The sequence below is a fragment of the Achromobacter sp. ACM02 genome (assembly GCF_014851605.1).
Lineage (GTDB): Bacteria > Pseudomonadota > Gammaproteobacteria > Burkholderiales > Burkholderiaceae_B > Achromobacter > Achromobacter aegrifaciens.
Genome location: NZ_JACUZY010000018.1, coordinates 1 through 12,034, shown reverse-complemented (window position 1 = coordinate 12,034; position 12,034 = coordinate 1). Strand labels below are relative to the sequence as shown.

The following is a 12,034-nucleotide window of genomic DNA, read 5'->3' as shown; positions in this document are numbered from 1 at the left end:
CCCTGCCGCTTCGGTGTTGTGAGGCGGGGTTCTTGAGTCGCCGGCGTCCGGACTGCGGGATTCCGATGCTCGCCCCGGTGGGGCTGCGCTTCGGATCCCTCCGTCCGGCCCCCGCCTCACGGCATCTGCCCATGATCGGGTCCGAAACCAACGCATTAGGCGACTGCCAGCCGAGGACCCCGGAGCCATCCGAAGCGCAGCCCCACCGGGGCGAGCATCGGAATGGCGCAGGGCAGCCTCGGCGGCTAAAGAACTCCGACATCCGCAAGCTCGAGGCTCTGCCGCTTCGGTGTTGTGAGGCGGGGTTCTTGAGTCGCCGACGTCCGCGACCTCGAAGCCCTACCCCCCGCACTGAAGGTACGCCGACGGCGCGACGGCAATCGCGATCTTTCCTTGGATACCATTGTTGGGACTTTCCAGTCGCGCATGAGCCTGTGCAATGTCGGCAAGCGCATAGACCGCGCCCACATGCGGCCGCAACTGGCCACGCGCCACCAACGCGCTCAATTCATCCAGCTTGCCGCGGTTCTGCCGCGTGAACACGAAGTGGTAACTCGCGTTCTTGCCCCAAGCCTGGATCAGGTTTTGCGGCTGGGCGATGTCCACGATCGAGACGACCCGCCCCAATTGCGCAAGCGCATCGGGGCTGCGCGCAAGCGTGTCGCCGCCGATGGTATCGAACACGACGTCGACGCCGCGCCCGCCCGTTTCCCGCATGACGGCCTCGACGTAGTCTTCCTTTTCGTAATCGATGACCACGTCAGCGCCCATGCTGCGCGCGAACTCGGCGTTGGCGGCGCGCACGGTCGTGTACACCTGCGCTCCGATGGCTTTCGCCAGCTGGATAGCCACATGGCCGACGCCGCCCGCGCCGCCGTGCACCAGGATGCTCTCCCCGACTCTCAGCCCCGCGCGCACGACCAGCGCTTCCCAAGCCGTGCCGCCCACCAGGCTCAGGCTGGCCGCTTCAAGATGACTCAGCGCCGGCGGCTTCTTCCCGACTATGCCTTCCGCGGCGACGTGATACTCGGCATAGCTGCCCGGCCCGTCGAAGATTTGCGGGGTGTACCAGACTTCGTCGCCAGGAACGAAAGCCGTCACGCCCGGCCCCACCGCTTCGACCACGCCCGAGACGTCGTGCCCGGTAATGGCCGGCAGCGGCACCAGATCGGCATAGTCGCCGCGCCGGACCTGGTAATCCAGGGGATTGATCGAGGTCGCATGTACCCGGACCAGGACCTGTCCCGCCTGCGGCACAGGCTTGGGCAATTCGCGGAGTTCGAACGATTCCGGGCCGCCGAATGATTTGAGTGTCATCGCTTTCATGGTTTTCCTTGTTTCGAAAAATAGGGATATCGGGAAATACCGATATTTACCTGCAAAAAAATTACAGCTCTTTCCCGATGAGCCCGGCAAGAGCACGTATGGTTGCTTCGTTCCGCTTGTAGTAGGTCCACTGCCCGATGCGCCTGGCTTCCACCAGGCCCGCGCGCTGCAGCGTCGCCAGATAGTCGGACACCGTGGACTGCGACAGCCCCACGCCTTCCTGGATGCTGCTGACGCAGACCCCCACCGTATGAACGTCGCCCTCGTCCTGGGGCGGGAAGTTCTTGGCGGGGTCCTTCAGTCCTTTGAGGATCTCAAGGCGCGTACGGTTGGAGAGGGCTTTGAATATTTCGAGCAGATCCATGGCACCATGATATCGGGATTTCCCGATATGTCAATAAATTGGACTCGCACGAACGCCTGCTCGTCTGCTCACTTGTCCACCGACCGCATGTCGCAAGTCGTCTCCGACGACGAGCAGACGCCGCGAAACCACGCCCGTCCCCGCGTGCGGTCCTTGGACGCCAGCGGCTCGAACGTGTCGCTGTTGCGCATCTGGTAGTCCAGCAACAGCCACTCGCCTTCGCAGGCGGCGATGCCGCGCAGCGTAGCTCTTTCGGTCAGCCAGTCGCTGCCCAGATCCAGCAACCGTTCACTGCCGGTGTCGGGGCGGGCGTAGCCGCGCGCAGACTGGATGCCGACCTGCGCATCCGCGGCTTCGATCCAACCCTCGCCCCGATATACGGGTCGCGGCTTGCTCTGTTCGTCGCCGGTCTTGTCGTCGCTGGCGTTCCTGATTTTGAGCCAGCCGTCGCGCGCCTCGGTCACGTCGAAGGTCACGCTGTAGTAGTCGATCTCGGGATCAGGGCCGTCGCCACGAGTCGTCGGCAGGCTGCCCACCACCGCTGCCTGGGCGGATGCCGCCGCGCGCACCTGGATGGCAGGCTTATCGTTCGTCGTCCATCCGGAGAAGCTGCATGCGGTCGGGCCCGGCGGGGTCCAGGCGGCAGGCTTGGAAGGCGTCTGGGCGTTGATGGCCGGCGACACGGCCAGCGCGGCAAGCGCCAGGAAAATCCGTCGCATGGTCATGGGCTTGGTCATATGTCAGTTGCTGTTGATCCAGTCCTGCGCATCCCGCACGAACCAGGGCAGGTTCAGGCGCTCTCCTTCGCCGGATTGTATGGTCAAGCGTTGGTCCGAGGAGCCGGGGGTATCGCTCTTGCCCTGTCCCGTGGAAGGCGCGCGGCTGCGATAGTCCAGCTCGGTTTGCTGGGGAGGTTTATCCGCGCAGGCGGCGATCAAGGTGCATGCGGCCGCGGCAAGGACGGTCCGCAGCGCCGGACGGAATATCTTCATGGTATTCAGGTTCCCGCTGAAGGGCACAGGCCAACGTGCCGGAAAATCAGGGCCTCCAGCCCATACCTTACTCGCAATGCAAAACCAGCGTTGGCGCCTCAGATCGGCATATTGAAATAGACGACCCGTTCCGTCTCCCTGAACCCCAGACGCGTATGCGCGGCCTGGCTCACGACATTGTCCAGCGCGGTATCCGAGGCCAGCTCTTTGCAGCCCCTGTCCCGCGCCCATGCCCGGACGGCGTCGATCAAGGCCCTGGCCGCGCCCTGTCGCCTGGCCTCGGGCATGACATACAGGCCCTCCAGGAACGCCACGGGACTGGAGTCGGTGCCATTGACGTAGTCCGTCCTGATCGCAGCTTCGGCAAGGCCGATCGCCTGCCCGTCGTCGGCGCGCGCCAGGAACTGGACGTATCGGTCCGGCGCGCAAACCTGATCCTCCATGTCTTCCTGATGCTCAGACGCTGACGCGTCAGGCCAGAGCGCCATGCGCAGTTGCAGCCAGGCGGCATCCCGGGAGGAGGTAATCGGGGCGGTTTTCATGGGCAGGGTTTGTGTTCCGGATGACGCGTGGAAATTTATCACCCTGCCCTTCTCGCTGTCGAAGCGTATCCGGCCTCGGCCTGCCCCGCCCTACTCCTGCACCGGCACCGTATAGTTCAGCGCCAGCCGGCCGCCATCCGCGTACACCGTCTGCCCGGTGACGTAGCTGGCGTCATCGCTGGCCAGGAACACCGCCACCTTGGCGACTTCGTCTGTCGATCCCAGGCGCTGCATCGGTATGCGCGACAGCACGGTCCTGCGGGCGTCGGGATTGCTGGTGATCGTGGCCAGGATTTCGGTGTCGATGCTGCCGGGGCCGATGGCGTTGACGCGGATGCCGTGCGGCGCCAGGGACAGCGCCATCGACTTGGTCATCTGGCGCACCGCGCCCTTGCTGGCGCCGTAGGCCAGCTGGTCGGGCATCGCCAGTTCCGCCGTCATCGAGGACAGCGTCACGATGGCGCCGTTGCCGCGTCCGCCAGCCACCATGGCGCGCGCGGCGGCCTGCGCGACCAGAAAGGTGCCGCGCACATTGACGTTCATGACCGCATCCAGGTCTTCGAGCTTCAGGTCCAGGAAGTCCGCCGCGCGGATCACGCCGGCGTTGCAGACGCAGATGTCCAGGCCGCCCCAGCGCCGCACGCACTCGTCGGCCAGCTTCTGGGCATCAGCCGGATCGGTCACGTCCGCCACCAGCGCGGCGGCGCGATCGCCCAGCGCGCGGGCCGCGGCCATCAGTTCGGCCTCCTTGCGGTCGGCCAGCAGCACGTATGCACCCTCGGCCGCGAAGCGCCGCGCGATCGCCAGTCCGATGCCACCAGCCGCGCCGGTGACCAGCGCCACCTTGTCCTGCAATCTCATCTCAGACTCCTACGTAGGCGGCCACCAGGTCGGGCCGCTGGGACAATTCCGCCGAGCTGCCGCGCCACACCGTCACGCCCTTGTCGAGGATGACGTTGCGGTCCGACAGGCGCAGCAAGGCCGTGGTGTTCTTGTCCACCACGATCATCGATAGACCTTCGGCTTTCAATTGCGCCAGCACGCGCCAGATTTCGGCGCGCACCACCGGCGCCAGCCCTTCGGTGGCTTCGTCCAGCACCAAGAGGCTCGGGTTGGTCATCAGCGCCCGGCCCAGCGCCAGCATCTGCTGCTCGCCGCCGGATAGCTGCGTGCCCAGGTTGGCGCGGCGTTCGTGCAGGCGCGGAAACAGCTCATACACGCGTTCCAGCGTCCAGCCGCGGCCGCCGCCGCGGTGTATAGCCGTGGCGACCAGGTTTTCTTCCACCGTCAGCGTCGGGAAGATCTGGCGCCCTTCGGGTACCAGCGACAGGCCCAACCGGCCGATGCGGTACGGCGCCAGTCCGCGCAGGGAACGCTCGCCATACCGAATGCTGCCCTGCCTGGCCGGCAGCAGGCCGAACAGGCATTTGATGACGGTGCTGCGGCCCATGCCGTTGCGGCCGATGAGGCCGACGACCTCGCCCTGGCCCACGTCCAGGTCTACGCCGAACAAGGTCTGGCAATGCCCATAGGCCGCCGTCAATCCGCTGATGCTCAACATGGCGGCTCCTTATGCGTCGGCGTCGTCGCCCAGATAGGCGCGGCGCACGTCGGGATGGTTGCGTATCTGTTCGGCGCTGCCGGTGGCGATGACCTTGCCGTAGACCAGCACGCTGATGCGGTCGGCCAGCGCAAACACGGCGTTCATGTCGTGTTCGACCAGCACGATGGTGTAGCGGCCCTTCAGGCTTTGCAGCAAGGCGATCACGCCCGCGCTTTCCGCCGCGCTCATGCCGGCCATGGGCTCGTCCAGCAGCAGTACCGACGGCTCGCCCGCCAATGCCATGGCGATCTCCAGCTGGCGGCGCTGGCCATAGGCCAGGCTGTCCACCTGGGCCTCGGCCACGTCTTCCAGCTTGCAGGCCCGCAGCGCCGCGGTCGCGGCGCTAACCACGTCGGCGCAATCGCGCAAGGCGGTCCAGGCCGACAGGCGCCGGCGGCGCTTGCGCAAGGCTGCCAGGCAGGCGTTGTCCAGCACCGTATAGCTGTCGAACACCGAGGTCACCTGATAGGAGCGCAGCATGCCCAGCGCCACGCGTTCCTGCACCGAGGCGCGGGAAACGTCGGCGGCGCCCAGGCGCACGGCGCCGCCATCGGGCCGCAGTTCGCCCGACAGCAGGTTGATCAAAGTCGTCTTGCCCGCGCCGTTGGGGCCGATCAGCGCGTGCAGTTCGCCAGGCGCCACGTCCAGCGACACGCCGTCGGTCGCCTTCAGGCCGCCGAAGCGGCGCACCAGGTCCTGCGTGGACAATCCAACGGGCGCGGCTGCGGTTTGCATGCTCATGCCGAAGCCTCCTTGGCGATCGCGTCCGGCGGGCGGCGGTCCTGTTGTTCACCCGCGGCCGGGGGCTGGACCGTCGGCGCGGCAGGCGGCGGACGCCGCAGCCAGGCCAGGGAGTTGGCATAGCCGCCCTTGGCCACCATGGCGATGACCACCACCGCCGGCCCCATCAGCAGCATCCAATGCTGCGTCATGCTCTTGAAGGCCTCTTCCATCAGCAGATAGGCAACGGCGCCGAAAATCGGCCCCAGCACATTGCCCAGCCCGCCTATCACCACCATGACGATAAGTTCGCCCGACACCGGCCACGACATATAGCTGGGCGAAGCGAAGGCGGTCAGATTGGCCAGCAGCAGCCCGGCCACGCCGGTCAGCACACCGGAGGCCACGTAGGCCGTCAGGCGCACGCCGAACACCGAATAGCCCAGCGCGTCCACGCGGCGCGGGTTGGCGTGCGTGGCGCGCAGGATCATGCCGAAGGGCGAGCGGCGCAGGCGCAGCATCGCCAGGCTGGACACCAGCAGCACCGCCCAGGCCGCCCAGTACACGGGCTGGCTGCCGCCCAGGTCGAACAGGCCGAAGGAACTGGCTTCGTAGATGTTCAGGCCGTCGTCGCCGCCGTACTCGCGCAGGCTGACCGCCAGGAAATAGAACATCTGCGCAAACGCCAGCGTGATCATGATGAAGCCTATGCCCGAGGTCCGCAGGCAGACCGTGCCGACGATCAGCGCCACCAGCGCGCACACCGCGATGCACACGGCCAGCTGCAGCCAGCCGTTGCCAAACCCGTAATAGCTGAGAATGCCCACGGCATAACAACCCAGGCCCAGGAACATGGCGTGGCCGAAGCTCACCAGTCCGGCAAAGCCCAGCACCAGGTTCAGCGCCAGCGCGGCCAGCGCATAGATCAGGATGCGCGCGCCCAGCGTCACGTAGAACGGTTCACCCAGCCATTGCGCCACGAAAGGCACGCCGGCCAGGACCAGGAACAGCAAAGGCAGCGCCCAGCGCCGGTATGTGTGTTCTTGCATGATGATCCAACCCCAGTACAAGCGCGCGTCAACGCCGCGCCGAGAAGACCAGGCCTTGCGGCCGGAACGCCAGCACCACGGCCATCAGCACGTAGATCAGCATGGAGGCGAGCGCCGGCCCGACCGCATTGGCGACGGAAGCGTCGAACACGGCGCGCAACATGTCGGGCAGGAAGGCCCGGCCCAGCGTGTCTATCATCGCGATCAGCAGCGCCGCGACCAGCGTGCCGCGCACCGAGCCGATGCCGCCCACGACGATCACCACCAGCGCCAGGATCAGCACCGGCTCACCCATGCCGGACTGCACCGACAGGATCGGCCCCGCAAGCGCGCCCGCCACGCCGGCCAGCACCGCGCCCAGCAGGAACAGCAGCGTCTTCTGCAGGTCCACGTTGGCGCCCAGCACGCTGGCCATGGGCGCATTGCTGGCGCCGGCCCGGATCAGCATGCCGAAGCGCGTGCGCTGGATCAGGAACCAGGCGCCGACCGCCACCAGCGCGCCCACGCCGATGATCATCAGGCGATACACCGGATAGTCGTTGCCGAACAGGCTGACCGCCCCTTCCAGCCCCTGCGGCACGGCGGCGTAGTACGGCCGGCTGCCCCAGATGACCGAGGCCAGTTCATTGAAGAACATCATCAGCCCGAAGGTGGCCAGTACCTGATAGAGGTGATCATGCTTGTACAGCGGCCGCGCAATCAGGCGTTCCAGCGCCACCCCTACCAGGCCGCTGCCCGTCACCGCCGCCAGGATGGCGAAGGCGAACGAGCCGCTGGCGTTGTAGGCGGTGGCGCCCAGGAAGGCGCCGATCATATACAGCGACCCGTGCGCCAGGTTGATGAAGTTCATGATGCCGAAGATCAGGGTCAACCCCGAGGACAGCAGGAACAGCAAGGCGCCGAGCTGCAGGCCATTAAGCATCTGCGACAACAGCAAGGATCCGTTCATGGGGCGTCTCCCGGGACGTTACTTCAGCGGGCAGTCGGCCACGTAGGCGTCCTGATGGTCGGTGAACACCTTGGCCAGCTGCTTCAAGCCCACGCCGTCGCCTTCCTTCACGACCTGGTAGGCATACAGGTCCTGCACCGGCATGTTGTTGCTGTTGAAGCGGAACTTGCCGCGCACCGTGGGGAAGTTGGCGCCGGCCGCCTTCACCGCCGCGGCCAGGGCCTTGCTGTCGCCGACCTTGCCGCCCTGCTGCTTGATGGCGGTATCCAGCAGGAACGCCGCGTCATAGCCGCCCACCGCATATTCCGACGGCAAGCGGCCGTACTTGGCCTTGAAGGCCTCGACGAACTTGCGGTTCTGCGGGTTGTCCAGCGTGGTGGCCCAAGGCGTGCCGTAGATCGCACCCACCGCCTGCTCTTTCAGCGCGGTCAGCGTGTTGGAATCGATCAGGCTTTCCGAGAAGAACGGCAGCTTTTCCATCAGGCCGGCCTGGCGCAGCTGGCGCACGAAGTTCACGCCCACCCCGCCGGTATAGAACACGAACAGCGCGTCGGGCGAGGCCGACTGCATGCGCGAGATCTCGGCCGAGTAATCCAGCTGCCCCAGCTGGGTGTAGATCTCGTCAGCGGGCGCGGCGCCATAGAAGCGCTTGAAGCCCGCCAGCTTGTCCTTGCCGGCCTGGTAGTTGGACGACATCAGGTAGGCGCGCTTGTAGCCCTGATCCTTGACGTACTTGCCCATGGCTTCGGACATGCTGTCGTTCTGCCAGCCGAGCACGAACAGATTGGGCAGGCACATGCGGCCGGCGATGGGCGCGGGTCCGGCGTTGGTGGACAGCGCCACCACGCCCGACTCCTTGATGCGCCGCAGTTCGGCCATGAGCACATTGGAAAAGCCCAGGCCGACGATCACGTCGACCTTGTCCTTCTCGATGAACTTCTGCACGATCTGCGCGCCCACGTCGGGCTTGAGCTGGTCGTCGTCGCGGATCACCACCGCCTTCTGGCCGCCCAGGCTGCCGCCCAGCTGCTCGATGCCCAACATCAGGCCGTCGTACTGATCCTGGCCCAATGCCGCCTGGGGGCCGGACAGCACCCCGGTAAAGCCGATGCGGATGTCCGCCATTGCGGCGTTGGCCACGGTCAGGGCCGCGACCGCGGCCAGCGCGGACAGGCCGCGTGCGTATGCTTGCATGCTAAGTCTCCTTGGGGGATGGACGGCGGCGCCGTTCTGCGCGGCGCCTGCCGGTACTAAGGCCTGCTTACAGGTCAGAGCTTCACGCAGACATTGCGCAGCTCCGTGTAGAACTCGAGCGAATGCACGCCGCCCTCGCGGCCGATGCCGGACTGCTTGGCTCCGCCGAAGGCCGTGCGCAGGTCACGCAGGAACCAGGAATTGATCCAGCAGATGCCCACTTCCAGGGCCTGTCCCATGCGATGGGCGGTGCCCACGTTGCTGGTCCAGACCGAGGCCGCCAAGCCGTAGGGCGTGGCGTTGGCCAGGGCGACGGCTTCTTCTTCCGTGTCGAAGGGCGCGATGTGGCAGCAGGGGCCGAAGATCTCCTGCTGGATCACGGCCGAGCTTTCCGGCAGGCCGGTCCAGACCGTGGGCTGGATCCAGGCGCCGCCGGCCAGGTCGTCCGGCATGTCCGGCACGCCGCCGCCGGCCACCACCGTGGCGCCTTCTTCACGGGCGCGGGCGTAGTAGCCCAGCACCTTGTCGCGATGGCGCTGCGAGATCAGCGGACCCAGGTTGACGCCGGGATCCTTCGGACGGCCCAGCTTGAAGCCGCGGGCGCGCTCGCCCAGCGCCGCCACGAAGCGGTCGAAGATCGGCCGCTGCACGTAGACGCGCTCGGTGCCCAGGCAGACCTGCCCGGTGTTGTCGAAGGCGGCCCGCGCGATGCCGGCCACCGCCTTGTCGAAGTCCGCATCGGCGAACACGATGCCGGCATTCTTGCCGCCCAGTTCGAAGGACACGGGACGCACGCCCACCGCCGCGGCCTGCATGATGGCTTCGCCGGTGCGGGTTTCGCCGGTAAAGGTGATGCCGTCTACCAACGGATGGCGCGTGAGCTTTTCGCCCGCCGAACCGGGGCCGCGGCCATGCACCACGTTATAGACGCCGGGCGGCACGCCGACCTCGTTCATGACTTCGCCCAGCAACGTGGCCGTGGCCGGGGTGTCTTCGGAAGGCTTGACCACCACGGTGTTGCCGCAGGCCAGCGCCGGCCCCACCTTCCAGGTCATCAGCAGCAGCGGCAGGTTCCACGGGCAGATCACGCCGATTACGCCGCGCGGCACGCGCACGCCGTAGTTCAGGGCATGGCCGCCATCCGGCGTTTCCAGGTCGAAGGTCTCGTTGGGGATGTTGCGCACCAGGTCGGCGAAGATCTTGAAGTTCGCCGCGCCGCGCGGAATGTCCAGATGGCTGGCCAGGTCGTAGGGCTTGCCGGTGTCGGCGATCTCGGCATCGACGAATTCGTCGAAGCGGCGGATGATGCCGTCGGCCACCGCGTGCAGCAACTCCACGCGCTGCTGCGTCTTGAGTTTGCCCCAGGGGCCGCGCAACGCCGCCTTGGCGGCCCGCACGGCGGCGTCGACCTCGGCGTCGCCGGCCTCGTGGATGCGCCCGATCAGGCGGTTGTCGACCGGATCGCGGTTGTCGAACGTCTTGTCCGTGGCGACCCATTCGCCGTTGATGAAATTGCGGAAATCGGTCATTGCGTCCTCGGTTGTGACAGGTCTGCCAGCGCCGCTTCAGGGTCGCCGGCGGTCAGGTATTCCCACATGCGCTCGTAGATCCGGCCCGTGCCCACGGCGCGGGTCGCCGCCTCTTCGGGCGAGAACGTGGGCGCGCCGTCGGCCAGGCCGGCCGAGCGCAGTTGCCATTCGATGCGCGCGGCATCCTCCAGATACCAGGTCAGCACCACGGCATGCATCAGCGATTCGGCTGCCACCACCGCGCCGTTGCCGCGCATGGCCACGGCGCGGGCCGCGCCCAGGGTCTGGGCCACGCCGCGCGCCTGGGCGTCGCTGCGCACCAGTTGCGGGTCGTCCCAGAGCGGCACGGACGGAGAGAAATACGAACCCATCCCATGGCGCGGCTGCGGCGTCACGCGGGCCGAGGACAGCGTCATGACCGTGGGCGGCATGGAGCGCACCACCCCGCCCACTTCGGGGCGCATGCGGTAGATGTGCTGGTGGATGCGGACCTCGCCCAGCACGCCTTCGGGCAGTTCGCCGTGCACCGGCACCACCGTGCCCGCCTCGCCCGGTTCGATCAGGCCCATGGGCCGCGCGGCGCATACCAGGAAGTGATCGGCGTCGAGGCGGCTGCTGCAATGGCCGTAAGCGTGGACCAGGCCGGCGCGGGCCAGGCCGCGCGCCGCCGTCCGCACCAGCGCTTCCTGGCCGGCGTCGGCTTTCATCGGCGCGGCGCTCACGTCTTGAACTCCGGGATGTCGGGCTTGGCGCCCCACATGCAGAACGAGGACGGCACTGCGGGGAAGCTGCGCGGCCGGTAGGTCTTCTCGTCTTCGGCGGTGATCAGGCGCACGCCGGTGGAGTACTCGTAGATCATGCCGTCGGGGCCGTCGAAGTACAGGAACATCGCCCCCGAGGTCGGATGGCGCCCCGGGCCGAAGCGGATCGGCACCTGCCATTCCTTCAGCTGGTACCAGGCACGCATGATGTCGTCGATGCTTTCGACCTGGTGGTTGATGTGCTGCACGCCCGGATAGCTGGACGGGAACAGCGCGATCTTGTGGTGCACTTCGTCGATGCGCAGCAAGGGCGCTTCGCCGATGCGGTCGCTGACCCGGGCTGAAAGCAGCCCGGTCCAGAAGGCCTCGTCGCGTCGCGCGTCCAGCGTGCGCAGGCCGATATGCGAAAAGCCCGTCACGCCGGCATCGCGGCTGGGGAAATAGCGGCGGCCGCTGTGGTGCGGCGCGTGCACCAGCTCGATGCGGTTGCCGGACGGGTCGATGAAACTGAGGAAATCGCGTACGTAGCGCTGCTCGGCGTCCTCGCGCTTGCCCGCGGCGACCTGATAGCCGCTGCGCTCCAGCACCGCGCCGGCATGCTCCAGTTCCTCGGACGTGTCCACCTCGAACGCCGTGGTGTGGTCGCGCGGATCGCCTTCGAAATAGCACAGGGTGTGGTCGCGCGAGTCGGATTTGAAATAGACCGCGCCGTGCTCCTTGCGCGCCACTTCCAGCCCCAGCACCGCGGTCGCGTAGCGGACCGCGGATTCCAGGTCGCGGGTACCCAGCCGGACGTACCGGATGTCGTGTAGCCGTATCACTGCTTGTCTCCAGGTTGCGCCTGCCGCCGGCTGATTACCGGTCGTAGTCTTGACGCTTTTTTTCTACGATAAGCAGCATAAATCTCGGCGTCAATAATTTTTATCGAGATTTTTTAAAGCCAGTGATAAAGTAGCTCCCATGTCAGACGGCGCCACCCTCCCCCCGCTTGCCCATTCCGCCTCG

14 protein-coding genes are annotated in these 12,034 nt (G+C 66.7%); all 14 read right to left on the bottom strand.

The genetic code is table 11. From position 1 onward, the window contains the following. Positions 1-339: 339 nt before the first annotated feature. On the bottom strand, positions 340-1,326 hold the full coding sequence (locus tag IB258_RS30155; protein WP_192353586.1) for a zinc-dependent alcohol dehydrogenase family protein: 987 nt from the start codon (positions 1,324-1,326) through the stop codon (positions 340-342). 61 nt (positions 1,327-1,387) lie between these two features. Beyond that, positions 1,388-1,690: a helix-turn-helix transcriptional regulator gene (locus IB258_RS30150; protein WP_054456511.1), complete on the bottom strand. Its 303-nt coding sequence runs from the start codon at positions 1,688-1,690 to the stop codon at positions 1,388-1,390. A gap of 68 nt (positions 1,691-1,758) precedes the next feature. Next, positions 1,759-2,427 carry a hypothetical protein gene (locus IB258_RS30145; protein WP_225590569.1) on the bottom strand — a complete coding sequence of 223 codons (669 nt, stop codon included), beginning with the start codon at positions 2,425-2,427 and terminating at the stop codon, positions 1,759-1,761. A 3-nt stretch (positions 2,428-2,430) separates the two neighbouring features. Next, entirely contained in the window at positions 2,431-2,682 is a 252-nt protein-coding gene (locus IB258_RS30140; RefSeq protein WP_082401205.1) for a hypothetical protein, read from the bottom strand. 98 nt (positions 2,683-2,780) lie between these two features. Next, on the bottom strand, positions 2,781-3,224 hold the full coding sequence (gene aac(6') / locus IB258_RS30135; RefSeq protein ID WP_125473742.1) for an aminoglycoside 6'-N-acetyltransferase: 444 nt from the start codon (positions 3,222-3,224) through the stop codon (positions 2,781-2,783). A gap of 90 nt (positions 3,225-3,314) precedes the next feature. After that, entirely contained in the window at positions 3,315-4,085 is a 771-nt protein-coding gene (locus tag IB258_RS30130) for an SDR family NAD(P)-dependent oxidoreductase (protein WP_192353585.1), read from the bottom strand. Between the two features lies 1 nt (position 4,086). Further along, on the bottom strand, positions 4,087-4,785 hold the full coding sequence (locus IB258_RS30125) for an ABC transporter ATP-binding protein (protein WP_192353584.1): 699 nt from the start codon (positions 4,783-4,785) through the stop codon (positions 4,087-4,089). A 9-nt stretch (positions 4,786-4,794) separates the two neighbouring features. Beyond that, a complete protein-coding gene (locus IB258_RS30120) occupies positions 4,795-5,568 on the bottom strand; it encodes an ABC transporter ATP-binding protein (RefSeq protein WP_054456507.1) in 774 nt (257 codons plus the stop codon). Continuing rightward, positions 5,565-6,596 carry a branched-chain amino acid ABC transporter permease gene (locus IB258_RS30115; RefSeq protein WP_119449078.1) on the bottom strand — a complete coding sequence of 344 codons (1,032 nt, stop codon included), beginning with the start codon at positions 6,594-6,596 and terminating at the stop codon, positions 5,565-5,567. The genes IB258_RS30120 and IB258_RS30115 overlap by 4 nt, the downstream gene beginning before the upstream one ends. Positions 6,597-6,624: 28 nt before the next feature. Beyond that, a complete protein-coding gene (locus tag IB258_RS30110; protein ID WP_042793142.1) occupies positions 6,625-7,545 on the bottom strand; it encodes a branched-chain amino acid ABC transporter permease in 921 nt (306 codons plus the stop codon). Between the two features lie 18 nt (positions 7,546-7,563). Then, on the bottom strand, positions 7,564-8,739 hold the full coding sequence (locus tag IB258_RS30105; protein ID WP_054456506.1) for an ABC transporter substrate-binding protein: 1,176 nt from the start codon (positions 8,737-8,739) through the stop codon (positions 7,564-7,566). 74 nt (positions 8,740-8,813) lie between these two features. Then, positions 8,814-10,268 carry a 2-hydroxymuconic semialdehyde dehydrogenase gene (locus IB258_RS30100; protein ID WP_175162561.1) on the bottom strand — a complete coding sequence of 485 codons (1,455 nt, stop codon included), beginning with the start codon at positions 10,266-10,268 and terminating at the stop codon, positions 8,814-8,816. Further along, a complete protein-coding gene (locus IB258_RS30095) occupies positions 10,265-10,990 on the bottom strand; it encodes a class II aldolase/adducin family protein (RefSeq protein ID WP_233564475.1) in 726 nt (241 codons plus the stop codon). The genes IB258_RS30100 and IB258_RS30095 overlap by 4 nt, the downstream gene beginning before the upstream one ends. Further along, complete coding sequence (locus tag IB258_RS30090; RefSeq protein ID WP_054456504.1) at positions 10,987-11,850, bottom strand: VOC family protein; 864 nt, start codon at positions 11,848-11,850, stop codon at positions 10,987-10,989. Before IB258_RS30090 ends, IB258_RS30095 begins: the two co-directional genes overlap by 4 nt. Between the last annotated feature and the right edge of the window lie 184 nt (positions 11,851-12,034).

Bases quoted from the DNA above. Each gene is read 5' to 3' on its own strand.
- IB258_RS30145 (WP_225590569.1), bottom strand. From the start codon at position 2,427: ATGACCAAGCCCATGACCATGCGACGGATTTTCCTGGCGCTTGCCGCG.
- IB258_RS30150 (WP_054456511.1), bottom strand. From the start codon at position 1,690: ATGGATCTGCTCGAAATATTCAAAGCCCTCTCCAACCGTACGCGCCTT.
- IB258_RS30125 (WP_192353584.1), bottom strand. From the start codon at position 4,785: ATGTTGAGCATCAGCGGATTGACGGCGGCCTATGGGCATTGCCAGACC.
- IB258_RS30115 (WP_119449078.1), bottom strand. From the start codon at position 6,596: ATGCAAGAACACACATACCGGCGCTGGGCGCTGCCTTTGCTGTTCCTG.
- IB258_RS30130 (WP_192353585.1), bottom strand. From the start codon at position 4,085: ATGAGATTGCAGGACAAGGTGGCGCTGGTCACCGGCGCGGCTGGTGGC.
- IB258_RS30100 (WP_175162561.1), bottom strand. From the start codon at position 10,268: ATGACCGATTTCCGCAATTTCATCAACGGCGAATGGGTCGCCACGGAC.
- IB258_RS30155 (WP_192353586.1), bottom strand. From the start codon at position 1,326: ATGAAAGCGATGACACTCAAATCATTCGGCGGCCCGGAATCGTTCGAA.
- IB258_RS30110 (WP_042793142.1), bottom strand. From the start codon at position 7,545: ATGAACGGATCCTTGCTGTTGTCGCAGATGCTTAATGGCCTGCAGCTC.
- IB258_RS30140 (WP_082401205.1), bottom strand. From the start codon at position 2,682: ATGAAGATATTCCGTCCGGCGCTGCGGACCGTCCTTGCCGCGGCCGCA.
- IB258_RS30120 (WP_054456507.1), bottom strand. From the start codon at position 5,568: ATGAGCATGCAAACCGCAGCCGCGCCCGTTGGATTGTCCACGCAGGAC.
- IB258_RS30105 (WP_054456506.1), bottom strand. From the start codon at position 8,739: ATGCAAGCATACGCACGCGGCCTGTCCGCGCTGGCCGCGGTCGCGGCC.